Source organism: Oceanobacillus sp. HCA-5259, from assembly GCF_037892815.1.
Classification (GTDB): domain Bacteria; phylum Bacillota; class Bacilli; order Bacillales; family Amphibacillaceae; genus Oceanobacillus; species Oceanobacillus indicireducens.
In genome coordinates this window covers 272174-297275 of record NZ_JBBKBV010000001.1, presented here as the reverse complement: position 1 = coordinate 297275, position 25102 = coordinate 272174, and the positions used below count along the sequence as shown (strand labels likewise).

Annotated in this window: 19 protein-coding genes; 1 reads left to right on the top strand and 18 read right to left on the bottom strand. The window is 43.8% G+C overall.

The window, feature by feature from the left end; all coding sequences use genetic code 11:
• Positions 1 to 26 precede the first annotated feature (26 nt).
• A complete protein-coding gene (rho, locus tag WKU33_RS01300; RefSeq protein WP_156854229.1) occupies positions 27 to 1316 on the bottom strand; it encodes a transcription termination factor Rho in 1290 nt (429 codons plus the stop codon).
• Positions 1317 to 1511: 195 nt separating this feature from the next.
• Here rho and WKU33_RS01295 point away from each other — a divergent pair, with 195 nt between their 5' ends.
• Entirely contained in the window at positions 1512 to 1634 is a 123-nt protein-coding gene (locus tag WKU33_RS01295; protein WP_255454317.1) for a hypothetical protein, read from the top strand.
• A gap of 173 nt (positions 1635 to 1807) precedes the next feature.
• On the opposite strand, the gene glpX is transcribed toward WKU33_RS01295, so the two are convergent.
• The 17 genes from glpX to WKU33_RS01210 form a co-directional block, all read right to left on the bottom strand.
• A complete protein-coding gene (gene glpX, locus WKU33_RS01290; protein WP_156854227.1) occupies positions 1808 to 2782 on the bottom strand; it encodes a class II fructose-bisphosphatase in 975 nt (324 codons plus the stop codon).
• A gap of 351 nt (positions 2783 to 3133) precedes the next feature.
• Positions 3134 to 4420 (bottom strand): UDP-N-acetylglucosamine 1-carboxyvinyltransferase, encoded by a 1287-nt coding sequence (locus WKU33_RS01285; RefSeq protein WP_156854225.1) that lies wholly within the window; start codon positions 4418 to 4420, stop codon positions 3134 to 3136.
• A 132-nt stretch (positions 4421 to 4552) separates the two neighbouring features.
• A complete protein-coding gene (gene fsa / locus WKU33_RS01280; protein WP_156854223.1) occupies positions 4553 to 5200 on the bottom strand; it encodes a fructose-6-phosphate aldolase in 648 nt (215 codons plus the stop codon).
• Positions 5201 to 5320: 120 nt separating this feature from the next.
• On the bottom strand, positions 5321 to 6175 hold the full coding sequence (gene fba, locus WKU33_RS01275) for a class II fructose-1,6-bisphosphate aldolase (protein ID WP_156854221.1): 855 nt from the start codon (positions 6173 to 6175) through the stop codon (positions 5321 to 5323).
• 261 nt (positions 6176 to 6436) lie between these two features.
• A complete protein-coding gene (locus WKU33_RS01270) occupies positions 6437 to 6811 on the bottom strand; it encodes a response regulator (RefSeq protein ID WP_340452823.1) in 375 nt (124 codons plus the stop codon).
• 640 nt (positions 6812 to 7451) lie between these two features.
• Entirely contained in the window at positions 7452 to 9059 is a 1608-nt protein-coding gene (locus WKU33_RS01265) for a CTP synthase (protein WP_156854217.1), read from the bottom strand.
• Between the two features lie 201 nt (positions 9060 to 9260).
• Positions 9261 to 9758 (bottom strand): DNA-directed RNA polymerase subunit delta, encoded by a 498-nt coding sequence (rpoE, locus tag WKU33_RS01260; RefSeq protein ID WP_229782526.1) that lies wholly within the window; start codon positions 9756 to 9758, stop codon positions 9261 to 9263.
• Positions 9759 to 10491: 733 nt separating this feature from the next.
• On the bottom strand, positions 10492 to 13734 hold the full coding sequence (icmF, locus tag WKU33_RS01255; protein ID WP_156854215.1) for a fused isobutyryl-CoA mutase/GTPase IcmF: 3243 nt from the start codon (positions 13732 to 13734) through the stop codon (positions 10492 to 10494).
• 25 nt (positions 13735 to 13759) lie between these two features.
• Positions 13760 to 14377: a TetR/AcrR family transcriptional regulator gene (locus WKU33_RS01250; protein WP_156854525.1), complete on the bottom strand. Its 618-nt coding sequence runs from the start codon at positions 14375 to 14377 to the stop codon at positions 13760 to 13762.
• The gene (meaB, locus tag WKU33_RS01245) at positions 14370 to 15317 is read right to left on the bottom strand and encodes a methylmalonyl Co-A mutase-associated GTPase MeaB (RefSeq protein ID WP_156854213.1); all 948 of its coding nucleotides are present in this window, start codon (positions 15315 to 15317) and stop codon (positions 14370 to 14372) included. Before meaB ends, WKU33_RS01250 begins: the two co-directional genes overlap by 8 nt.
• Positions 15318 to 15516: 199 nt before the next feature.
• A complete protein-coding gene (locus tag WKU33_RS01240; protein WP_156854211.1) occupies positions 15517 to 16656 on the bottom strand; it encodes an acyl-CoA dehydrogenase in 1140 nt (379 codons plus the stop codon).
• A 12-nt stretch (positions 16657 to 16668) separates the two neighbouring features.
• On the bottom strand, positions 16669 to 17802 hold the full coding sequence (locus WKU33_RS01235; RefSeq protein WP_156854209.1) for an acyl-CoA dehydrogenase: 1134 nt from the start codon (positions 17800 to 17802) through the stop codon (positions 16669 to 16671).
• Positions 17803 to 17835: 33 nt separating this feature from the next.
• Positions 17836 to 18687 (bottom strand): 3-hydroxybutyryl-CoA dehydrogenase, encoded by an 852-nt coding sequence (locus WKU33_RS01230; protein WP_198042538.1) that lies wholly within the window; start codon positions 18685 to 18687, stop codon positions 17836 to 17838.
• Between the two features lie 14 nt (positions 18688 to 18701).
• Positions 18702 to 19883 (bottom strand): acetyl-CoA C-acetyltransferase, encoded by a 1182-nt coding sequence (locus tag WKU33_RS01225; protein WP_336251714.1) that lies wholly within the window; start codon positions 19881 to 19883, stop codon positions 18702 to 18704.
• Between the two features lie 273 nt (positions 19884 to 20156).
• On the bottom strand, positions 20157 to 22259 hold the full coding sequence (locus WKU33_RS01220) for a (Fe-S)-binding protein (protein WP_340452818.1): 2103 nt from the start codon (positions 22257 to 22259) through the stop codon (positions 20157 to 20159).
• A gap of 532 nt (positions 22260 to 22791) precedes the next feature.
• Entirely contained in the window at positions 22792 to 24462 is a 1671-nt protein-coding gene (argS, locus tag WKU33_RS01215) for an arginine--tRNA ligase (protein ID WP_156854201.1), read from the bottom strand.
• A complete protein-coding gene (locus tag WKU33_RS01210) occupies positions 24459 to 24896 on the bottom strand; it encodes a DUF1934 domain-containing protein (protein WP_156854199.1) in 438 nt (145 codons plus the stop codon). The genes argS and WKU33_RS01210 overlap by 4 nt, the downstream gene beginning before the upstream one ends.
• Positions 24897 to 25102 lie beyond the last annotated feature (206 nt).

Genomic DNA, 25102 nt, shown 5'->3' with positions numbered 1-25102 from the left:
CCAAAAAGTTATACCTAAAGCACGATTTATTTTTCTGTGCGCTTGATGCCTTTGCGTTTCATTTCTTCTTCCATCTCATATAAGAATTCTTCGTTTGTTTTTGTGCTCTTGAGTTTTTTCAGGAAACGTTCAAGAAAATCATTGGAATCTTGCATTGTTCTGCGAAGTGTCCACATTTTATCTAAGTGATCTTTGTCGACGAGTAATTCTTCTTTCCGTGTACCGGAACGCAGAATATCGATCGCTGGGAAAATACGGCGGTTCGCGAGATTACGATCAAGATGAAGCTCCATATTCCCTGTTCCTTTAAATTCTTCATAAATAACATCATCCATACGGGAGCCAGTATCAACTAAAGCGGTTGCTAAAATAGTGAAACTGCCACCTTCTTCAATATTACGCGCCGCTCCAAAAAAGCGTTTCGGACGGTGAAATGCTGCTGGGTCAATCCCTCCAGATAGCGTCCGTCCACTTGGCGGAATAACAAGGTTATAAGCCCGAGCTAGTCGTGTAATACTATCCATCAACACAATCACATCGCGCTTATGCTCAACAAGACGCATCGCACGCTCTAAAACAAGCTCAGAGACGCGGATATGACTTTCCGGTACTTCATCGAAAGTTGAACTTACGACATCGACATCTGGTGCGACAGATCGTTCAATATCGGTAACTTCTTCCGGACGCTCGTCCACTAAAAGGATAATTAATTTTGCTTCAGGATGGTTCTTGGAAATGCTATTCGCGATTTCTTTGATAAGCATTGTTTTTCCAGCTTTTGGTGGGGCGACGATTAACCCACGTTGGCCATACCCAACCGGTGTCATCAAATCTATGATTCTTGTTGATAATTTATCAGATTCTGATTCCAGTTTCATAAACCGGTCCGGATAAAGGGCGGTCAGTGCCGGGAAATGAACCCGGTCTTTTGAAGAATCCGGGTCTTCACTGTTTACAGCATCTACATGGAGCAGACCGTAGTAACGTTCATTTTCTTTAGGTGGTCGCACTTTTCCAGAAATTTTATCTCCATTACGGAGATCGAATCTACGAATTTGGGAAGCTGAGATATAGATATCTTCCGCGCTCGGTGAATAGTTGATGGGGCGCAGGAAACCGAATCCTTCCGACGGGATGATTTCGAGCACCCCATCCATGAACAGGAAGCCATCTTTTTCCGCTTGGCTCTTTAAAATAGCAAAGATAAGTTCCTTTTTCGTTAATTTCGCATAATAGGAAATTTTGTACTCTTTTGCTAATGCATATAATTCTTTTAGTGTTAATGTTTCCAATTGGGAAATTGTTAATTCCGCCATAAATATATCACGCCTATTCTTTTGTCTTTGGTTTGCTATTATTTTATAAATTTATCACGTATTAACGGTCTGTAATACCCCCTCCTCTAAACATGAGTGAAACCCAATATTTGAAGGCTGGGGGATAAACAGTCCGTAAATCCCTGATTCTGTTTAACTAACATTCAGTGAGGGAGATAAGGGTACGCCCACTGAATGAGTTTCACTTTATGTCCATTTCTATGGTTGAATGGTGTTCCTGGAAGAAATGAAGAGAAATTGGAAGTAAGATTGGAAGTGTGCGATTGGCTAGCTTTCATTCTTTTATTGATAGAATAACCAAATAACACGTGTTCTAAACATATCTTATATTACACGTTTACTCTGGATTATTCAACATCTTCTCGTCCATTTAACGTAATATTTTGCTGAAAATTTTCTTATTAGAGGAAATCAGGAGGAAAGAGGTTGGGACATCCACTTAAAGTCTCAACCTCTTCCTTATTCTTAGTCTATTCGGCTTCATTCATTACTAAGTTTGGTTTTTTGATTAGACTATGTTCGCCTTGGATAAAGCGGACGGTGCCGCTTTTAGCGCGCATGACGACACTTTCAGTTGTTGCTTTGGACCCTTTGAACTGGACACCTTTCAGCAATTCTCCGTCGGTTACGCCGGTTGCTGCGAAGATGGCGTCGTCTCCTTTACAGAAGTCTTCCATTTTAAATACTTTATTGATATCTTCTATTCCCATTGCTTTACAACGAGCAAGTTCTTCATCATTTTTCGGCAGTAGTTTTCCTTGGATTTCTCCGCCAAGACATTTTAATGCTGCAGCCGCAAGAACACCCTCAGGTGCACCACCGCTGCCGAGTAAAATATCGACACCTGTCCAATCAAAAGCAGTATTGATCGCACCTGCTACGTCACCATCTGCAATCACTTTAATCCGGGCACCTGCTTCACGGATTTCTTGAATCAGTTTGGCATGACGCGGGCGATCGAGTACGGTGACAAGTACGTCTTCAATTTTTTTATTTTTTGCCTCGGCTACACTGCGGAGGTTATCGATGACGGGTGCGTTAATATCTACTTTTCCAACTGCCGCCGGGCCAACTGCAATTTTATCCATATACATATCCGGAGCGTGGAGCAACGTATCTTTATCCGCAATTGCAACAACTGATAGGGCGTTCCAGGATCCGTGGGCGACAAGGGATGTACCTTCCAGCGGATCGACTGCGACATCCACCTTAGGACCTTCTCCGGTACCAAGTTCTTCACCAATATAAAGCATTGGCGCCTCGTCCATTTCCCCTTCTCCGATTACGACTACCCCTTCCATCGGAATCGTATCAAATACATCCCGCATCGCTGAGGTCGCGGCATCATCTGCATCGTTCTTCTCACCTCTCCCCATCCAACGGGCGGATGATAAAGCTGCTGCTTCCGTTACTCGAACTAACTCCATTGATAAACTTCTTTCCATCTGTTGTCCTCTCCCCTTCAAGAAGTTGTTCAAAAAGTCCGGTGAAAAGGACATTTCGTGAAAAAGGAAGTTCTACTAAAACAATCCACGTCTGTAGACAACGTAGAACTCACCACACACGCAAAAAACTCGTTGCCTCATGTACCGGTCCGACGTACATTCCGGGGCCGGAAGCCCTCGCACCTCGAAATTAGACGCACACCACGTACCAGCGTTGGTGTTGCAATAACGATTAGCGCACACTTAATCGACTTCGGTCCTTTTCATCCTCTTTTTGAACCCTCTTCAATAAAATATCCTCATCCCAAAAGGAAATTTTATTGTATGAACCTACAGAACAGGCATCAAAAGTTACGAATTCTGCAATTGGATAATTTCTTCTTCTGTCATTTCTTCACGCCAAATACTGGCACCAAGAGCGGAAAGTTTCTCTGTAATCTGTTCATAGCCTCTATCGATATGATCTATACCAGTTATCTCTGTGATTCCATTGGCCATAAGACCGGCAACAATAAGGGAAGCGCCTGCTCTTAAATCAGATGCTTTCACCTTCGCCCCTTCCAACTGGACTGGCCCGGAGACGATGACCGAACCGCCTTCCACCTTGATTTCAGCATTCATACGCCTTAATTCATCAATATGCTTTAAGCGGGCGGAATAAATTGTGTCTGTAATGACCCCGGTATCTTTAGCTTTTGTCAACAACGATGTAAACGGTTGCTGGAGGTCGGTTGGAAATCCAGGATATACTAACGTTTTGATATCGACACTATGCAATTTTTTACCCGGTTTAATAAGAAGTTGCTCATCACTCTCTTCAATGGTGACACCCATTTCCCGAAGCTTGGCGATAAGTGATTCGATATGCTGGGGGATGACATTGTCAATCACGACTTCCTCCCCTTGAGCTGCTGCTGCAATTACGTATGTACCTGCTTCAATCCGGTCAGGGATAATCGTATGCGTGCACCCTTTCAGGCTCGGAACCCCTTCAATACGGATTACATCGGTTCCTACTCCTTTAATTTTTGCTCCCATGTTACTCAGGAGGGTTGCTACATCAATGATTTCCGGTTCTTTTGCCGCGTTTTCAATTACGGTTTTCCCTTTTGCCCTTACCGCTGCAAGCATAATATTAATCGTTGCACCGACACTGACGACGTCTAGATAAATCCTTGCACCGCGCAATTCTTCGGCACGAAGGTAAATGGCTCCCTGTTCATTCGTGACGGTCGCCCCCAGTGCTTCAAAACCTTTAATATGCTGATCAATCGGTCTTGGTCCAAGATAACATCCACCAGGTAAGCCGATGACGGCCTTTTTAAACTTGCCGAGCATTGCTCCCATGAAATAATAAGAGGCACGGAGTTTTTTCACTTTCCCGTTTGGAAGTGGCATAGCTACCATGTTTTCGGGGTTGATTGTAATGTCGTTCCCGTTTCGTGATGTTGTTCCACCGATTTCTTCTAAGAGGTCACTTAAAGTGTGTACGTCGGATATGTTTGGCAAGCCTTCGATCGTTACTTCCGAATCGGCTAAAATCGATGCTGGAAGTAAGGCCACTGCACTGTTTTTTGCACCACTTACTCTTATTTTTCCATTAAGCGGATGTCCACCTTCAATTAATATTTTCTGCATATCTTGATTCGCTCCTAAATGAGGCTATTTGAAATCTGTTCTTGAGGCCGGTACTTGATGTCCCGGCCTCAAGTCACTCCGAATGAACAGATTCCCATTCTTTTTATCTTTCCTGTGTTTTTCGATTTTATACTATTTGTTTGCGTTGTTCCAGTCGGCTAGGAAGCGTTCGATTCCTTGGTCTGTGAGTGGGTGTTTCACAAGCTGCTCAAGAACGTTGTAAGGGATCGTTGAAATATGTGCTCCGTTTAAAGCTGCGTCTGTTACGTGCAGCGGGTGGCGGATGGATGCTGCGATGATTTCTGTTTTGACTTCATGACGGTCAAAGATTTCCGCAATTGTCGCAATTAATTCCATTCCGTTATGACCGATATCGTCAAGACGTCCTAAAAACGGTGATACGTACGTTGCACCTGCCCGAGCTGCAAGTAGCGCCTGATTCGCATTGAAGATCAGGGTAACGTTAGTTTTAATATTTAGGTCGCTGAATGCTTTTACAGCTTTTAAACCTTCTAGAGTCATTGGCACTTTAACCGTAATGTTCGGTGCAATTGCCGCCAACTCCTTACCCTCTTCAATCATGCCTTCTGCGTCTTCAGCGATTACTTCTGCACTGACAGAGCCAGATGTTACTTCTGTTGTAATTTCACGAAGCCTGTCATGGAAAGATACGCCTTCCTTCGCTACAAGGGATGGGTTGGTTGTTACACCAGCCAGTACCCCTAGGGCATTTGCCGCTTTGATTTCTTCTATATTCGCTGTATCAATAAAAAATTTCATCGTAATCCCTCCATGTGAAGATTTTTTATCACGTATTAACGATCGATCCGTAAATCCCTGATTCTGTTCAACTAACATTCAATGGAGGGGTAAGGGTACCTCCACTGAATGAGTTTCACTTTATGCTTGTTGAGAAGAACCAAATTCACGCATTTTCTCTTTAACTGTTGCTTTAATTGCTTCTGTACCTGGTCCTAAATATTTACGTGGATCATATAGATCTGGTTTTTCGTTAAGAACTTTACGCACTGCTTCTGCCTGTGCCATTTGGTTCTCCGTATTTACGTTAATTTTTGCAGTTCCAAGTGAAATCGCTCTTTGGATATCTTTTAGTGGAATCCCTGTTCCACCGTGAAGCACAAGTGGGATTTGTACGAGGTTCAGGATTTCTTCCATTTCTTTAAAGCCAAGGTTAGGTTCTCCTTGATATGGTCCGTGAACAGAACCTAATGCTGGTGCAAGACAGTCAACATTTGTTTCGTCAACGAGCTTTTTACATTCATCTTTGTCAGCATACATGATTCCGCCAATGACTCCGTCTTCTTCCCCACCTACTGTACCTACTTCCGCTTCAACGGATACTCCGTGGATATGAGCGAGTTCGACTACTTTTTTCGTTGTTGCGATATTTTCTTCAATTGGTGAGTGTGATGCGTCAATCATAACGGACGTAAAGCCAGCATGAATTGCTTCTGCACATAACTCAAAGCTTGTACCATGGTCTAAGTGAATCGCAACAGGTACGGTTGTTCCGTATGACTCCATTAACGATTTCACCATTGCTACAACTACTTTCAGACCGCCCATATATTTACCGGCACCTGCGGAAACTCCTAGAATAACCGGAGATTGCTCCTCTTCTGCAGCTTGTAGGATTGCTTGAGCATATTCTAAATTATTAATATTGAACTGACCAACGGCATACCCGTTTTCTTTCGCTTTTTCGAGCATGTCTTTCATTGATACTAATGACATGGTAATTCCTCCTTTGATGTATGAAAAGCAACTGCCCAATTCGAATTCGTCCTTCTAACGACATCTTTCGTCTTTAGAGCAAAAAATCCGCATCGGCATTTATACTATAAGAATACCAACTCCTAATCATTGGTGCAACTGATTCTCATACTTGTCTCTTAGATGTAATATCCCCCTATTTCCCCCAAGAAGCCGATTGTAGCGCTGTTACAGGCGATTGACGTCCTTTTGGTTGTGAAAAATGTAACAAAATTTTCGAGTTTACTCCATTAATACATCACCGATCGCATCTTCCACGATAACCGGAATGTCTTCAATATTGAACGGTTTTGCCAAAATTTTCTTCACCTGCGGAAAATCTTGCAGTTCCATTTCAATTTTTTCCACGAGTCCACTCATCACAATTGTTGGGACCGATTGCTCCATTTCTCTTATTCTCTCCAGAACTCCAATCCCGTCGACCAATGGTAACTTGTAGTCCAACATTACTAAATCAAATCGCTTCTCCCCAAGCAAGTCAATAGCTTCCTTCCCATCAGATGCTGTCGTGATCTCATAGCCGGCGTTCATTAAGATGTCAGTAAGCAGTAGGCGTATCCCTGGTTGGTCATCTACAATCAATAACTCCTTTGTCATTATTTTTTGCCCCCTTTTTCATTCTCCCCATTTCTTAAGTTCGCTAAAAAAAGAAAATATCCTGCTTTTTTAATGAATTATGCAAATTGTTTACAGGGAAATATTGGATAAAGACATATTTTTAAGGTCCTAAGTCAATTTTCGCAAATGTTGATTGCTTTCATTCAGCGTAAGTGTCGGCAACTTTCTTCTGGAGGTTCGCAGTCCAGACACCTCTCGCTTTCCGCGGGCGGCTGGTGAGCCTCCTCGTGGGCAAGCCCACTGCGGGGTCTCACCAAGCCTACCCTCCCGCAGGAGTCTCGAGGTGTCTGGACTGCTCCGAGGAAAGGCTAAATTTGGAGCACTATTTTTCAATTTAGGAATAGAATGCTGATCTGAAGAGAATAGTTTCCATTTATAATAATTGCTCCTATCAGTTCAATTGCCCGGCGGACGGTGACTCCTACGGGAATAGCACGAGTCCAGACCTGAGCAGGAAGCGGTTTTCTTCCGAGGAGGCTGAGGCCGTGCCTTAGGATGCGCATCCGTCCGCCGGGCAACTGAACGGTAATTAGAACGCCAATAAAATGAATGCGCAAAATACTTACGCTGAATGAAAGCAATAAGCAAGGGTCAATTAAAAAAGCCGATGCATAAAGCATCAGCTCTTGTCTCCATTTACAATTTTTTCAATAAAACCTTTAAACAGTGGTTGAGGGCGGGTTGGTCGTGATGTGAATTCTGGGTGGAATTGACAAGCGACAAACCACGGGTGGTCTTTTAATTCAATAATCTCTACTAACCTTTCATCGGGGCTAAGTCCTGAAATAATGAACCCATTTTCCTCAAGCTGTTTCCGATATGCATTGTTAACTTCATAGCGGTGACGGTGACGTTCTTCAATCATATCACTTTCGCCGTAAGCCGCTTTCGCTTTCGTTCCCGCCACTAGTTTACATGGGTAGGCACCGAGACGAAGTGTTCCGCCAAGGTCTTCTACGTCCTCTTGTTCTGGACGAAGCGAGATAACTGGATGTGGTGTTTCCGGATCAATTTCTGTAGAGTGAGCATCTTCCAGGCCGAGCACATTACGGGCAAACTCGACTGTTGCAAGCTGCATTCCTAAGCAGATTCCAAAGAATGGAATTTTATTTTCCCTTGCATAGCGAATCGCCTCAATTTTCCCGTCAACGCCTCGAGTACCGAAGCCGCCTGGTACAACAATTCCGTCCACATGAGATATTTCTTCTTCAATCGCTTCTTTTGTTAGTGTCTCTGAATTAATCCAGTGGATATTAATGTCTGCATCATAGTCGTAACCTGCATGTTTCAAGGATTCTACAACAGAAAGGTAAGCATCCTGCAGTTCCACATACTTCCCAACAAGTCCGATGTCAATTGTTTTCGATAGGTTTCTTACCCTTTCAAGCAGTTGGAACCAGTCATCCATTTTTGCTTGCGGGTATTCCAAACCGAAATGCTTCAAAACGATGTCATCCAAATGTTGTTCCTGAAGGGAAATCGGCACTTGATAAAGGGTATCCGCATCCGGCATTTCAATTACCGCATCTTTTGCTATATCACAGAATAAAGCAATTTTTTCTTTTTGTTCTCTGGAAACCTCCACTTCAGTACGAAGCACGATAATATCTGGTTGAATCCCTAGTGAACGTAATTCCTTCACACTGTGCTGTGTCGGTTTCGTTTTAAGTTCACCGGCTGCTGCAAGGTAAGGAACAAGTGTACAATGGATATACATGACACTGTTTCTTCCTACTTCATTTTTAATCTGGCGAATAGCTTCAAGGAAAGGAAGTGACTCAATATCGCCGACCGTACCGCCTATTTCAGTAATGACGACATCCGCATTCGTTGCGCTGCCTGCACGGAAAACTTGGTCTTTAATTTCATTTGTAATATGTGGGATGACTTGGACGGTACCGCCGAGATAATCGCCGCGTCTTTCTTTTTTAATAACGGTGGAATACACTTTACCCGTTGTGATATTACTGTATTTGTTCAGATTAATATCAATGAACCGTTCATAGTGACCAAGGTCCAAATCCGTTTCCGCACCATCATTCGTTACGAAAACCTCTCCGTGCTGATACGGACTCATTGTGCCCGGATCCACGTTGATATATGGATCGAATTTCTGAATGGTCACCTTCAAACCACGATTTTTCAATAAGCGACCAAGTGAGGCAGCTGTAATACCTTTTCCTAATGAAGAGACAACTCCACCTGTAACAAAAATATATTTAGTCACTGCTCTTTCCCTCTTTCTTTCCTAAGATTCTATTTATATGTTGCCCGAAGACAAACATTTATAACTTATTTGGCAGCACCCTCTAAAATAATAAAAGCGCCTTCCCATTTTTTTCTGGGAAAACGCCTGTTTGTCGATTAAGGAGCCCAAATAAAATTCTACTTATCCTATGAAAAAAAGTCAAGTGGGCTTCCTCATTTTTTATTCTTCTTCCTCGTCGTCGAGGTCGATTTCTACATCGAGTTCTTCCTCGTCTTCTTCGTCTAGATCCTCGTCAAAGTCTTCATCGAATTCATCAATTCCCACTATCTCTCCGTCCTCGTCAACCTCTTCTTCGCCAAGCTCAACAAGGTCTCCTTCGTATTCCAGTTCTTCCTCTTCATCAAATTCGTCTGCTTTTTTCTTTTTCCGTTTCTTAGGTGTTTGTGTGATTTGTTCGTCTGCTTGGTCGATTGGGTACCATTCTTTTAGGCCCCATATATTTGAGCCTAGTGTTATAAAGCGACCGTCAACATTGAGCTCTGTGTAGAATTGAGCGATTTGATTTTCTTTTGCTTGTTTGGTTAGTCCTTTTAGTTCTGTAATTTGGTTATAGAGTTCCTGGAAATCTAATGCTTTTTTTGTGTCTTTTAAAATGAGACTGGCTAGGCCGAGCATGGATTTTCCTTTTAATTCTTCGCGGCTGTATTGATCTAACACAAATACGCACTCCTTTTACTGTATATTAATAAATGATTGATTACATTTCTATATTACTAAGATAAACATACCTTTCATTATATACAAGTATGTAGTGTTTATGCTAGGGTTTTTGGCTAAAAAGTTAAGTTTTCAGTGGGATATTTCATATTGACTTCCTTTTTCCAAGGATAAGACGTTGCATAAGGAAAAAAACATCTTTTATTTTCTCTTTTAGACAGATGTAGCGCGGCATTGGGAAAACAAATAACGGTTCTTTTCCCTTTTGGAAGGGAACTGCGTAATAATGGGAAGAGAAATACCGTTTATTTTCCCATTTGAACGGAGGATGCATAGTATTGGGAAAAGAATTGCCGGTTATTTTCCCATTTGAACGGTGGGTGCATAGTATTGGGAAAAGAATTGCTGGTTATTTTCCCATTTGAACGGCGGGTGCATAGTATTGGGAAAAGAAACGACGGTTATTCGCCCATTCGGACAAAGTGACCCTATGATTTGGAAAAGAAACACCGGTTATTTGCCCATTCGAACAAAGTGACCGCAGGATTGGGAAAAGAAACACCGGTTATTTGCCTATTCGGACAAAGTGAGCGCACGATAGGGAAAAGAAACGCCATCCCGAGCAGTAAAATACATAACTACCCTATACACGAAAAATCCGAACAAAACGCTCTCCCTCGATTTGTTCGGATTTACAATCTTAATTATGAACGTTATATTTTACCCAAAAAAATCACATATTCCTTCGATACTGCCCGCCGACTTCATATAAAGCAGTTGTGATTTGGCCGAGGCTCGCAACTTTGACGGTTTCGAGGAGTTCGGCGAAGATGTTGCCTCCTTGGACTGCTACTTGTTTGAGACGACTTAGAGCTGCTTCTGTTTCATCTGCATGCTGCTTTTGGAATTTGCGCAGTTCTGTAATTTGATGTTGTTTCTCTTCCTGGGAGGCACGGGCAAGCTCCATGGAATCAATCTCTTCATCACTTGGCGGGTTCGGGTTTACATACGTGTTCACCCCGATAATCGGAAGTTCACCGGAATGTTTCTTGCTTTCATAGTAAAGTGATTCTTCCTGGATTTTCCCCCGCTGGTATTGCCGTTCCATTGCTCCGAGCACACCTCCACGGTCATTCATCCGCTCAAACTCTTGGAGCACTGCTTCTTCGACAAGATCCGTCAATTCCTCGACGATAAAAGAACCTTGGGTAGAGTTTTCATTTTTCGTCAGTCCGAATTCTTTATTGATGATCATTTGGATCGCCATCGCTCGGCGCACGGATTCTTCTGTCGGTGTCGTGATTGCCTCGTCATATGCATTCGTGTGTAAGGAATTTGTATTATCTTGGATTGCTAGAAGTGCTTGCAGTGTTGTACGAATATCGTTAAAGTCAATCTCTTGGGCGTGTAGGGAGCGTCCAGAAGTCTGGACATGGTATTTAAGTTTTTGACTTCGCTCATTTGCTCCGTATTTTTCCCTTAAAACGATCGACCAAATCCTGCGGGCAACCCGGCCAATTACCGTATATTCCGGGTCCAGTCCATTCGAAAAGAAGAAGGACAGGTTTTGTGCGAATTTATTCACGTCCATGCCCCGGCTTAAATAATATTCCACATAGGTGAACCCATTTGCGAGTGTGAAGGCGAGCTGGGTAATTGGATTTGCACCAGCCTCCGCAATATGGTAGCCCGAGATGGAGACAGAATAATAGTTGCGCACATTTTTTTCAATAAAATATTCCTGGATATCCCCCATCATGCGCAGGGCGAATTCTGTTGAGAAGATACATGTGTTTTGCCCTTGATCTTCTTTTAAAATATCGGCTTGAACGGTTCCGCGAATGGTGGAAACTGTTTTATTCTTAATAGCTTCATATTCCTCATCTGTCGGTTTCCGGCCATGTTCTTCTGTAAATTTATCAATTTGTTGATCGATTGCTGTATTGAAATACATCGCTAAAATAATTGGGGCCGGTCCGTTAATCGTCATAGAGACGGAGGTGAGTGGGTTCGTCAAATCAAAGCCTGCATACAATTTCTTCATATCTTCGAGGGTACATATATTGACGCCACTTTCCCCGACTTTTCCGTAAATATCCGGGCGCTCTGCCGGGTCTTCACCGTATAGAGTAACAGAGTCAAAAGCGGTCGAAAGCCGTTTTGCCTCGGAATCTTTTGATAAATAATGGAATCTCCGGTTCGTCCGCTCTGGCGTCCCTTCTCCAGCGAATTGACGGGTTGGATCTTCCCCTTCCCGCTTGAACGGAAATACTCCTGCTGTGAATGGGAATCTGCCCGGAACGTTTTCTTTCATAAGCCAGCGGAGGCGTTCACCCCAGTCTTGGAATTTCGGGAAGGCGACTTTCGGGATCTTGAGACCAGACAAGGATTCTGTTGTGATTTCCGTAACGATATCCTTATCACGGACTTTAAAGGTCATCGTGTCCTGACTATATTTTTCCTGCGTATCATCCCATGATTCAAGCAGCTCTAGCGAATGATTGCTCAGCTGTTTTTTATATTGGGTTATAGTTTGTTCTAGTAATTCTTTCGCTTCAGGGTCCTCGATGATTTCCAAAGTTCCTTGCAGCTGATACAGTTTTCGCGCTATCTCGCTTTGATTTTCGGTTTGTTTATTATAATCACGGACGATACTAGCAATTTCCCGTAAATAATGGCGGCGATCTCCGGAGATGATTTGATTTTGCTTCTCGGAAAGGACATGCCTTTCAAACTCAACCTCCTCCTCCCATCCGTAGCGCTCGTTCAGCGTATCGATAATGGAAGCAAATAGAGAATTCGTTCCTGTATCATTGAATTGGCTCGCAATCGTTCCGAATACTGGATATTTTGTTTTGTCTTGACCGAAAAGCATGCGGCTCCGCTCATATTGTTTACGTACTTGATTCAACGCATCTTCTGAACCCCGTTGTTCGAACTTGTTAATGACGATAAAATCCGCGTAATCAATCATATCAATCTTCTCAAGCTGAGTGGGAGCACCGAATTCAGCGGTCATGACGTACATGGAAAGATCTGTGACATCGGTAATTGCAGCATTTCCTTGGCCAATCCCGCTCGTTTCCACAATGACAAAGTCAAAACCAGTTGCCCTGACGACATCAAGGACATCATTAATTGCCGTGGAAAGTTCGTCCCGCGATTCCCTCGTTGCAAGTGAGCGCATATAGACGCGATCATGAAAAATAGCATTCATACGAATCCTATCACCGAGTAATGCTCCGCCAGTTTTCCGTTTCGTCGGGTCGATGGAGATGACGGCAATCTTTTTATCGGGAACTTCATTAAGGAAGCGGCGTATGAGTTCATCCGTAAGCGAACTTTTCCCCGCTCCACCTGTACCCGTAATCCCAAGCACGGGAATCGCTTGATCTGCTTTACTGCGAAATTCTTCGAGAAGCTGTTGTTTCTCCTTGGAATCACTCGGCGTGTTTTCCATATACGTAATGAACTTCGCCATAGCGTCCCGCTCACTCTTGTATAAACGCTCTTTCTCCTTTTCAATCTGAAGCGGCGTTGGAAAGTCGCTCGCTTCCATCATTCGGTTAATCATACCTTGAAGACCGTATTTACGACCATCCTCAGGGGAAAATATCCAGTCAACCCCATAATTATGAAGTTCTTTAATTTCCCTCGGGATAATCGTTCCACCTCCACCACCGAAAACTTTAATATGGTCGGCATCGTTTTCTTTTAATAGATCGATAATATATTTAAAATATTCGACGTGTCCGCCTTGATAAGAAGAGACGGCAATCGCTTGAGCATCTTCCTGAATCGCAGCGTAGACGACTTCTTCCACGGAACGGTTATGACCGAGGTGGATAACTTCTGCCCCTGTTGCTTGCAGGATTCGGCGCATTATATTGACCGAGGCATCGTGGCCATCAAATAGGCTTGATGCCGTGACAAAACGAATCGGATTTTTCGGTTTGTAAACTTCTACTTGTTGCATGATGTTTCTCCTCCCCTTTGGATCATCATTTTTTATGCAAGAGGCCATGGAGGTTCAGCTTAATTTGGATATCGATGTATTCTTCTATCGTGAACTTCTGTTGCAGAATCCACCGACGAAAGCCCCACATATGGCCTTGAACAAAGATATTATTCGCTGCTATGCTTACTTCCTCTTCATTTAATGCATCCGGGTAGCAAGAAAGGATAAGCTTCTCAAGCATAGCGACCATATCTTTCTCCTTTTGCAGCACATATTTCCTCGTCTCCTTATTTAAGCCTTTTATTTCTTGATAGAGAACGAGAATTTCTTCCTGCATGTCATCCATAAGCTCATAATAAAACTTGAAAACTGCCTTCAAATTTTCCTCTGAAGGGTTTTCCAGCTGCAGCTCTGTTTCAAAATGATCGCGCACGCCATCATAAATGTAATCGCAAACAAGAAAAAGGACATCTTCCTTCTTTCTAATATATTCATAAAGTGTACCGATACTGAAGCCAGATTCTTTAGCGATTTCCCTCGTTGTCGTCCGGTGGAAGCCCTTCTCTTTAAAAAGCCGAATCGCGCCTTGAATCATCTGATCGCGGCGTTTTTTGATCAGGTCTTCGTCTTTTACGGAGGAGATAATTCGACTCTTATCCATCATCTGTAAAGCCTCCTTCCTTCTTCCATCTTGCGTACCAGTCTATCGCGAGTTTGTAAGGATCCGCATCTGCTTTAATTGGCTCAAGGTGTCTCTTTGATTCGATAAATTGTTTCACCTCTCGCCAAATTTCTTCGCGGATGAGTTCATAGACTTCAAGTTCTTGCTGCATCTTACGTTTTCTTTTTCCTTCGTGGGTCTTGTAGAGATATTCATGATGGTCTTTGATTTTTCCCCACAGTTTATCGATTCCTTTATTTTCCGTCGTGATCGTCTTGATGATCGGGGTTTCCCGTTCTTCGGTTGCGGTGATCATGACAAGTTCTTTCAGTAATGCCTTCAATTTACCGAAGCCTGGGAGGTCTGCTTTGTTGACGACGAAAAGGTCGGCGATTTCCATAATGCCTGCTTTAAAAATCTGGAGCACGTCTCCGCTGTTCGGTGTAAGGACGACGGCTGTTGTGTCGACGATTTTCATGATGTCGAGCTCGGACTGGCCGACACCGACTGTTTCGACTAAAATCACATCAAACCCGTAGGCATCACATATGCGCACCGCATCCTTTGTTGCCCGGGCAAGGCCACCGAGACTACCGCGCGTCGCCATACTGCGGATGAACACGCCGTCATCAAGGAAATGTTCATTCATACGGACCCGGTCCCCGAGGAGTGCGCCACCACTAAATGGACTTGTTGGATCAACCGCGATAACAGCACACGTTTTCCCCTCACTCCGGATCTGGGTGACAAGCCGGTTTACAAGTGAGCTCTTACCTGCACCAGGTGAGCCAGTCAGCCCTACATATACAGCGTGTTTCCGCTCGCTGAACACCGCACTTAACAGCTCCAGCTTTTCCGGATGATCATTCTCCACCATCGTAATCGCCCGAGCAAGCGCACGTATATCCTTTTGTTTCAACCTTTCAACCAACTCATACATGATGCCCTTCCTTTCCACCGGGACATGGGGTCAGAGCTGTTGTCCCAGTTTGCTGGGACAACAGCTCTGACCCTAGTGTCCCACTTCTTACTGGGACAGGTGCTCTGACTCCACTGTCCCGCTTCATACTGGGACAGGCGCTCTGACCCCACTGTCCCGCTTCATACTGGGACAGGCGCTCTGACCCCAGTGTCCCAGGTTATTTTGTGATGGTGCGGCCGATGACGAGGCGTTGGACTTCTTGGGTGCCTTCGTAGATTTGGGTGATTTTCGCGTCACGCATATAGCGTTCGACCGGATAATCTTTCGTATAGCCGTAACCGCCGAAGATTTGGACTGCTTCTACAGTAATCCGCATGGCTGCGTCTCCTGCGAATAGTTTGGACATGGCGGATTCTTTTCCGTATGGTTTTCCGTTACTCTCAAGCCATGCTGCCTGGTACGTTAATAAACGAGCGGCTTCGACTTCTGTTGCCATGTCAGCAAGTTTAAATGAAATTCCTTGGTTATGGGCAATTGGTTTTCCAAACTGTTCTCTTTCTTTCGCGTAATTTATCGATGCGTCGAGTGCTCCTTGGGCAATCCCGACAGCTTGGGCAGCGATTCCGTTTCTCCCGCCATCTAGAGTTGTCATCGCAATTTTAAAGCCTTCCCCTTCTTCGCCAAGTAAGTTCTCTTTCGGTATCCGACAGTTTTCAAAAATTAATTCGGTCGTAGGTGACGAACGAATACCGAGTTTTTTCTCCTTTTTACCAAAGGTGAAGCCTTCTGTTCCTTTCTCCACGATGAATGCACTGATGCCCTTGTGGTTTGCAGCAGGATCCGTTTTCGCAAAAACGATATAGATATCAGCAACTCCACCATTTGTAATCCAAACCTTATTGCCATTTAATATATAATCGTCGCCATCTTTTTTCGCAATGGTCTTCATTGCTGCAACGTCACTTCCTGCACCTGGTTCAGATAAGGCATAGGCACCAAGCGCTTCCCCAGTCGCAAGCAGGTAAAGAAACGTCTTCTTCTGCTCCTCCGTACCGTACGTATAAATCGGCCAGCTAGCAAGGGATAGATGGGCAGACAATGTCACACCGGTAGACGCACAAACACGGGATAATTCTTCAACCGCAATACAATAACTTACGAAGTCTGCACCAATTCCACCGTATTTTTCCGGCCACGGGATTCCAGTCAGACCGAGTTCAGCCATTTTATCAAAAATCTCCCGGTCAAAGCGTTCTTCCTCATCTCTTTCGGCTGCAGTCGGTTCCACTTCATTCATTGCAAATTCGCGGACCATTTTCCGCAGCATTTCCTGTTCTTCCGTCAGTTGAAAATTCATTTTTGTTCACTCCTAATCCAGTAAGTTTTTCGATATGACAACATGTTGGATTTCATTGGTACCTTCATAAATCTGGGTAACTTTCGCTTCCCGGAAAAACCGTTCGACAGCGTAATCTTCGGTATATCCGTAGCCGCCATGTATTTGTACCGCTTCAATCGCGGTCTTCATCGCCGTGTTTGATGCGTACATTTTCGCCATGGATGCTTCTTTGCTGAGCAAAAGATTTTTTTCAACGTGATCTACTGCCCGATAAACTAATAACCTGGCAGCTTCAACCTCTGTTGCCATATCGGCAAGTTTAAATGAAATCCCTTGATGGTGGGCGATTGGCTTGCCGAATTGTTCACGCTCTTTCGCATAATGGATTGCATGCTCAAGAGCGGCCTCTGCAATACCAAGGCCTTGGGCAGCGATACCAATACGCCCGACATTCAGGTTCGCCATCGCAATTTTAAAGCCTTCCGTTTCTCCTCCGAGGAGTTGCTCTTTCGGTACTTTACAGTGGTCAAAATTCAGTGTAACCGTCCCAGTACCATGCATGCCCATCTTCTTCTCAGCTTTCCCAATGGAAAAACCGGAGGTTTCCCTTTCCACGATAAAGGCACTAACTCCAGTCGCCCCTTCACCGGTTCTTGCAAATGTAATGAACGTATCTGCATGGGTACCATTCGTGATGAACAGTTTCGAGCCGTTTAAAATATAGTGATCCCCGTCTCTTTTTGCCGTTGTTTTAATATTTGCGGCGTCCGAGCCCGCACCAGGTTCCGTGAGCGCGAATGCTCCCACGTATTCTCCACTTGCAAGCTTCGGGATATATTTTTCTTTCTGTTGTTCCGTACCAAATTTTAAAATCGGGTTCGTACCAACGGATGTATGAACAGATAAGATAGCGCCGATACCAGCACTCACCTTTGAAATTTCGTTAATAGCGATAATGTACGATGTAAAATCCATTCCACTTCCACCGTATTTCTCTGGAATTGGAATCCCCATTAAACCGAGCTTACCCATTTTCCGGATCACTTCTTCTGGAAAGCGGTCTTCACGCTCCATCCGCTCCACTTCATTCGCAATCTCTGTTTCGGCAAAATCACGGACCATTTTACGGATCATTTCCTGTTCTTCGGTAAATGTCAAATCCATTCCGGTTACCCCCTTTGCTGTTCTCTTGCTGTATTAGCTATATACGTAAAAGCCACGACCGGATTTCTTACCGTGCCAGCCTGCTTTCACATATTTTCTAAGTAATGGGCACGGACGATATTTACTATCTGCAAAACCATCATAGAGCACTTCCATAATGTAGAGACATGTATCAAGCCCGATGAAATCTGCCAGCTGAAGTGGTCCCATCGGGTGATTCATACCGAGCTTCATCACCGTATCAATATCTTCTGGTGAAGCGACACCTTCGTAAACCGCATAAATTGCTTCGTTAATCATCGGCATTAAAATCCGGTTCGCTGCAAAACCTGGGAAATCAGCAACTTCAACAGAAGTCTTTCCTAGTTCTTCTGCCATCTGAGAAATTTTTTCATATGTCTCATCATTTGTTTGAATCCCGCGGATGACTTCGACGAGCTTCATAACCGGGACCGGGTTCATAAAATGCATGCCGATAACTTGTTCCGGACGATTTGTTACAGCGGCAATTTCCGTAATCGGTAAAGATGATGTATTCGTCGCTAAAATTGTATGAGCTGGAGTAATTTCATCCAGTTCACGGAAAAGTTTTGTTTTCACGTCCATATTTTCAACAATTGCTTCGATGACTAAATCACAAGTACGCGCATCTTCTAGTTTCTTTGCTCGCTTTAGATTGTTCAGCGTTGATGCCTTCTCTTCATCTGTGATTCTCGTCTTTTGGACGGCTCGGGTGAGGAGTTTTTCAATTCGTTGTATCCCTTCATCAAGCGCTGTTCCATTTGCATCGTGTAAAAGCACTTCAAAACCAGCTTGGGCCGCCACTTGGGCGATCCCTGCCCCCATTTGACCTGCACCGATTACCATTACGCGTTTAATTGTCATCATCGTTCCCCCTCTTATTTCACTTCAATTAAGATGGCATCTCCTTGACCACCGCCACTACAGATCGCAGCAATTCCGAGACCGCCGCCTCTTCTTTTCAGTTCATGGATAAGTGTTAAAATAATTCTTCCGCCACTTGCTCCGATTGGGTGACCAAGTGCTACTGCCCCGCCATTGACATTTACTTTCTCCATATCAATTCCAGCGATTTCCCCACTTGCGAGCGACACAACAGCGAATGCTTCATTGATTTCATAGAGTTCAATATCCTCTTTCGTATAGCCAGTTTTCTTTAAAAGTTCGTTAATAACAAGACCTGGCGTTTGCGGGAAATTCTCTGCTTCAACGGCAACTTCTGCGTGACCGAGAATCGTTGCGAGCGGTGTTTTCCCAAGTTTCTCTGCTGTATCATCACCCATCACAACAAATGCACAGGCTCCGTCGTTTACGCCTGGTGCGTTACCAGCTGTGATTGTTCCGTCTTTATCAAATGCCGGGCGCAATTTCGCAAGTTTTTCGATACTCGTATCTTTCCGTGGTGCTTCATCTGTATCAATAAGGACCGGATCCCCTTTTCGCTGCGGAATTTCAACAGGGACAATCTCATCTTTGAATTTACCTTCTTCAATTGCTTCAACTGCCCGCATATGACTCCGGTAGGCCCACTCATCTTGAGCTTCGCGGCTGACATCGTATTTATTCGCTGTGCTGTTTCCATAATTCCCCATATGGACACCTTCAAAGGAGCAGGTGAGTCCGTCGTGAATCATTAAATCTACAACAGGTCTGTCACCCATCCGGTGTCCCCAGCGGGCATCTTTTAAAATATAAGGGGCATTACTCATGCTTTCCATTCCACCTGCTACGATCGTGTCCTCATCTCCTAGACGAATGAGTTGATCGGCGAGAGTAACGGCGCGAAGTCCGGATGCACAGACTTTGTTGATTGTTTCTGTTTTCACGTTCCAAGGGAGTCCGGCTTTTCTTGCTGCTTGGCGGGAAGGGATTTGGCCTTGGCCACCTTGTAGTACAGTTCCCATAATCACTTCATCGATTTGGTCACCTTCCAAGTTTGCTTGTTTGACCGCTTCAGAAATAACTTTTCCACCAAGGTCTGTTGCTTGGAGAGGTTGTAATCCGCCTCCGAATCTTCCAAATGGAGTTCTTGCACCTGACACAATTACTGATTTTCTCATTATGATCCTCCTAAAAAAATATATTAGCGCGTCTGATTGATCGCTCGCTCATTATAGGTTAGTAAATTTAGAGGTTGGGAAATAGATTAAAATAGTTCATTTCCCAACCTCAATTTATCACGTATTAACGGTCTGTAATACCCCCATCTCTAAACATGAGTAAAGCCCGAGGTGTGAAGGTGGGGATATACAGTCCGTAAATCCCTGATTCTGTTCAACTAACATTCAGTGGGGAGGGAAGGAATCCTCACTGAATGAAGGTTCACTTTATTATTACGCTGTTTTCTCTTCTTCTTCAGCAAATACGGAGATTGCTAGAATTTCAGCTACGTCAAGCGTGCCGATATCTTCGTCGACTTCTTTCGCTTTTGTTCCGTCGCTGATCATCGTCAAGCAGTATGGACAACCTGTCGAAATCATCGATGGGTTCACTTGTAATGCTTGTTCTGTACGGGCGACGTTGATGCGATTTCCGGTTGTTTCTTCCGTCCACATTAAGCCTCCGCCGGCCCCGCAGCACATGCCGTTTTCACGGGTACGGACCATTTCTACTAATTCCAGCCCCGGAATCGATTTCAAGATTTCCCGCGGTGGGTCATATACGCCATTATATCTGCCCAAATAACAGGAGTCATGGTACGTTAGGCGTTCATTGATCTGGCCGGTTGGCTGCAATTTTCCTTCCATGATTAAATCATAGAGTAATTGCGTATGATGGTAGACTTCCGCTTCAAAGTCAAAGTCTGGATACTCGTTTTTAAAGATATTATAGGCGTGCGGGTCAATTGTAACAATCTTCTTCACATTATATTTATTGAATTGCTTTATGTTCTTTTCTGCAATCTCTTGGAAAAGAAATTCATTTCCGATACGGCGGGCTGTATCTCCTGAGTTTGCTTCAGTGTTTCCTAAAATCGCAAAGCTGACACCTGCCCGGTTCATTAGTTTCGCAAAAGCAAGAGCGATTTTTTGGCTACGGCTATCGTAGGCCCCCATCGAACTTACCCAGAACAGGTATTCAAACTCTTTGTCTTCTTTCTTCAATTCTTTTACCGTCGGAATGTATACTGTTTCATCTTCTTCGCGCCATTTCACGCGATCTTTTTTCGATAGACCCCAAGGGTTACCTTGACGTTCGATATTTTGCACGGCACGTTGGATTTCAGAATCCATCTTCCCTTCCGTCATCACTAAGTAACGACGCAGGTCAATGATCGTTCCAACGTGTTCGTTATTTACTGGGCAAGCATCTTCACAGTTCCGGCAAGTCGTACATGCAGAAAGCTCTTCAGCAGTAATGACGTCACCTGCAAGACTCATATTTTGAATTGTTGCTGCAGCCTCTCCCTCGCTACTGGCCATATTTCCAGTAGAATTCGAGAATGCATAGCTCGGCACCCAAGGTGAATTACCAGTTACTGCTGCTCCCTTTTCTGTAAGATGATCACGCAGTTTAATCATAATATCCATTGGGGAAAGCATCTTCCCGGTACCTGCAGCTGGGCAGACGTCGGTACAACGGCCACATTCCACGCAGGCGTAAAAATCAATCATCTGGTATTGGCTGAAGTCCTCAATTTTCCCTACACCGAAGGAAATTTCTTCTTCCTCGTCTTCCGCGTCCATTTCAAAATCAATTTTTTCTAACTTTCCAGGAACCTTTTTACTTAAAAATACGTTGATTGGTGCTGCAATCAAGTGGAAGTGCTTGGATTGCGGAACGTATACTAAAAAGGTAAGCAACGTGAGCGTATGCACCCACCAAGCAACGAAAAACAGTACCATCGCTGTCTCTGGTGATAGAAAACTAAAAGCTGTTGCAATTAAACTCGCAACAGGCTCTGTCCAGGTTACTGCCCGTTCCTCCCAGAGCATGAGCATCCCATTTCCAGCAAGGACAGAAAGCATGAGTGTCCCGATGAAAATAAGTACAAGACCTGCTTTAAATCCGCGCTTCAGTCGGACAAGCTTTTCCATATAACGGCGGTAAAATGCCCAAAATACCGCTACAAGGATCATCAACGTAACGAGTTCTTGGAAAAAGACGAACCCTGGATAAAGCGATCCGAATGGCAAATGGTTGCCCGGTGATAATCCTTTGATGAACATGTCAATTGCGCCGAACTGGACAAGGATGAATCCATAGAACATCATCACATGAATCGTTCCAGACTTCTTATCCTTCAGCAGCTTCGATTGACCGAAAACAATTTTCCCTACGCGTTTTAGACGTAATTTGATTTCGCCATCAAACTCTGACTTTCTCCCAAGTTTGATATAGGACATTCTCGTTGCAATGACTCTAGCAAATAAATAGATTGCATAGATGGTTACAACTAAGAATGCGATCCAGTTAATAATTTGAAATGTATCCATTTAAATGCCCCCTCTTTTTTCATTTATTCAGAATGATAGCGATTACATGGTGTTCTAAAAAAATTTCTCGTCTGAAATGATATAGATACATATCATTATAGTACATACTACTTTATAGGTGAATGACCATTCAGTCAATAGTTTTGTCGAAATCTTTTAGTTTGTTTTGTCATTCATGCGAGATGGGGATGCTAATTAGGAAAATAATTGCTATTTGTTTGCCCATTCATACTGGATAAACTCGATAATCGGAAAATAATTACCGTTTGTTTTCCCATTCACGCTAGTTCAACACGAGAATGGGAGAATAAACACCGTTTGTTTTCCCATCTACACTGGATCAACACGATAACGGGAAAATAAACACCATTTATTTTCCCACTCAAGCTAGATCAACACGGTAATGGGAAAACATCTACCACTTGTTCCCCCATTAATGTAAGAAGAACCCTAATCATAAAATCTTTCAAACAACAAAAAAGAGCCAAATCAATTCCTTTCACAAAAGAAATTAATTTGGCTCTTATGTTCTTTACATTTTCTCCGGTGCGGTTACGCCGATTAGGTTAAGTGCGTTGGCGATAGTGATACGGACTGCTTTCATTAAGGCGATTCTTGCAGTTGTCCGTTCCGGTGCATCTGCATCAAGTACTTTCTCTGCGTTGTAGAAGCTATGAAGTAAGCTTGCGAGTTCGAATACATAATTCGTTACGCGTTGAGGTGCATGCTTTTCCGCTGCGTCAGCGACCGTTTGCGGGAAGGAGCCGATCTTCATAAGGAGCTCTTGCTCTTTTTCTGATGTAAGCTCTGCAAAATCAAACTTCCCATTAACATCGAAACCTCTTGTTTCCGCTTGAGAGAGCATCGTACAGATCCGTGCATGTGCATATTGCACGTAGTAAACCGGGTTTTCGTTGGACTGAGAACGAGCAAGGTCTATATCGAAATCAAGCTGGGAATCGTTGGAACGGGCGACGAAGAAATAACGGGTTGCATCAATTCCGACCTCTTCCATCAGTTCACGCAAGCTCACAGCTTTTCCGGTACGTTTACTCATTCGTACCTTTTCCCCGCCTTCAAAGAGATTCACCATTTGAATGATTTTTACTTCCAGCTTATCTGCCGGGTAACCGAGCGCTTGAATCGCTGCGTTCATACGAGCGACATAGCCGTGGTGATCGGAACCCCAGACGTTGATGAGTTTATCGAAGCCACGGTCCAATTTATTTTTATGGTACGCGATATCCGGTGTCAGATACGTGTAGTTACCATCCTGTTTAATGATGACACGGTCTTTATCATCACCAAATTCCGTCGTCTTGAACCACGTTGCACCATCTTTTTCATAAATATAGCCACTCTCTTTCAGCTGCTGGACTGCATTCGGTATTTGATCATCTTCATATAAGGTGCGCTCCGAGAACCAGTTATCGAATTCGACATGGAAGTCTTTCAGGTCACGTTCAATATTTCGCAGTGAAGCCTTAAGTCCATACTCTTTCATGTATTCAAAGCGTTCTTCATGAGATTTTTCCAGCCATTTATTGCCGTCTTCTGCGACAATTGCTTTTGCCATATCGATAATGACTTGTCCGTGATAACCGTCTTCCGGCATCTCAACGTCTTCACCGAGCTCCTGCAAGTAGCGTGCTTCAACCGAGAACCCTAGCTTATCGATCTGGCTGCCGGCATCGTTAATATAATACTCCCGTTCGACATTATAGCCTGCCGCCGCGAGCAAACTACTAAGCACGTCCCCATAAGCTGCTCCGCGGGCATGACCAAGGTGGAGGTCACCAGTCGGGTTTACCGAAACGAACTCTACTTGGATACGTTTGCCTTTACCAGCATCACTTTTCCCGTAATTGTCCTGCTCTCTAAGAATTGTCGGGATGATTTGCTCGAGAAGATCATTTTTCATAAAAAAGTTAATAAACCCAGGTCCTGCGATTTCGATTTTTTCAATTGATGCTTCTGTCTCGTTGATCACTTTTACAATCTCGTCAGCAATCTGCCGTGGCGCTTTCTTTGCAATTCGGGCAAGCTGCATGGCAATATTCGTTGCAAAGTCACCGTGGGATTTATCTTTTGGTTTCTCTAAAATAATTTCCGGAAGTTCTTCTGCGCTTGCAAGGTCTGACTTAAGTACGGCTTCCGAAATTTCTTGTTTCAATTTCTGTTCTGTTTGTTCCAGTACGTTCATCTGGGGTCCTCCTCTATAATAATAAGTTCCAATGTATGCTTTCGTTCATCTTGCCCATTTAGTTTAACAGTGTAATCCAGGTTCAATCGCGCTGGTATGCCTTGCCCCAATGGCTGATACATCATCAGCTGCGTGAATGTTTCCATATGCAGGTTTCCATGCGGGTGTTTGTAAACATTTTCTGTTACTTGACCAAGGCGAAATTGCTGATGCATCGAGACGGCACCGGTTCGTTTAATCGTCACTTTCTCTTTCTGGATTGTGATAAGTGATGAAATTTCCATATCATCTATTGTTTCTTCAAACCTTAGTACATCCAGCTTGCCCTTCCGGAAGAATACACCGGTTGCTTTTATATGATTTACTTCCTTGTCTGAAGCATCCTGAATCTTCATTTTCAATTGAAGCGCAACACGCTTTTCTGGCTCGTTCATCCTATCGCCTTTCCTTTTTGAATAATGACCTTATTATATCGGTAAGTTGACATGGTAATCAATAAAAAGATGTGTTTTTCTTTTACTCACACTTTGTTGGCTACTTTTTAGATATATTCCAAGTTGGTGGATTAACAAATCAGGAGGGAAAATCTATTGGTGTTCAGTGCGGTGATCCGGTTTATCCTTGATACATAAGGATTTCA

Excerpts from the sequence above, each read along its gene's own strand:
- rho (WP_156854229.1), bottom strand. The coding sequence starts at position 1,316 with ATGGCGGAATTAACAATTTCCCAATTGGAAACATTAACACTAAAAGAA.
- WKU33_RS01295 (WP_255454317.1), top strand. The coding sequence starts at position 1,512 with ATGAGTTTCACTTTATGTCCATTTCTATGGTTGAATGGTGTTCCTGGA.
- glpX (WP_156854227.1), bottom strand. The coding sequence starts at position 2,782 with ATGGAAAGAAGTTTATCAATGGAGTTAGTTCGAGTAACGGAAGCAGCA.
- WKU33_RS01285 (WP_156854225.1), bottom strand. The coding sequence starts at position 4,420 with ATGCAGAAAATATTAATTGAAGGTGGACATCCGCTTAATGGAAAAATA.
- fsa (WP_156854223.1), bottom strand. The coding sequence starts at position 5,200 with ATGAAATTTTTTATTGATACAGCGAATATAGAAGAAATCAAAGCGGCA.
- fba (WP_156854221.1), bottom strand. The coding sequence starts at position 6,175 with ATGTCATTAGTATCAATGAAAGACATGCTCGAAAAAGCGAAAGAAAAC.
- WKU33_RS01270 (WP_340452823.1), bottom strand. The coding sequence starts at position 6,811 with ATGACAAAGGAGTTATTGATTGTAGATGACCAACCAGGGATACGCCTA.
- icmF (WP_156854215.1), bottom strand. The coding sequence starts at position 13,734 with ATGCAACAAGTAGAAGTTTACAAACCGAAAAATCCGATTCGTTTTGTC.
- WKU33_RS01250 (WP_156854525.1), bottom strand. The coding sequence starts at position 14,377 with ATGGATAAGAGTCGAATTATCTCCTCCGTAAAAGACGAAGACCTGATC.
- meaB (WP_156854213.1), bottom strand. The coding sequence starts at position 15,317 with ATGTATGAGTTGGTTGAAAGGTTGAAACAAAAGGATATACGTGCGCTT.
- WKU33_RS01240 (WP_156854211.1), bottom strand. The coding sequence starts at position 16,656 with ATGAATTTTCAACTGACGGAAGAACAGGAAATGCTGCGGAAAATGGTC.
- WKU33_RS01235 (WP_156854209.1), bottom strand. The coding sequence starts at position 17,802 with ATGGATTTGACATTTACCGAAGAACAGGAAATGATCCGTAAAATGGTC.
- WKU33_RS01230 (WP_198042538.1), bottom strand. The coding sequence starts at position 18,687 with ATGACAATTAAACGCGTAATGGTAATCGGTGCAGGTCAAATGGGGGCA.
- WKU33_RS01225 (WP_336251714.1), bottom strand. The coding sequence starts at position 19,883 with ATGAGAAAATCAGTAATTGTGTCAGGTGCAAGAACTCCATTTGGAAGA.
- WKU33_RS01220 (WP_340452818.1), bottom strand. The coding sequence starts at position 22,259 with ATGGATACATTTCAAATTATTAACTGGATCGCATTCTTAGTTGTAACC.
- argS (WP_156854201.1), bottom strand. The coding sequence starts at position 24,462 with ATGAACGTACTGGAACAAACAGAACAGAAATTGAAACAAGAAATTTCG.
- WKU33_RS01210 (WP_156854199.1), bottom strand. The coding sequence starts at position 24,896 with ATGAACGAGCCAGAAAAGCGTGTTGCGCTTCAATTGAAAATGAAGATT.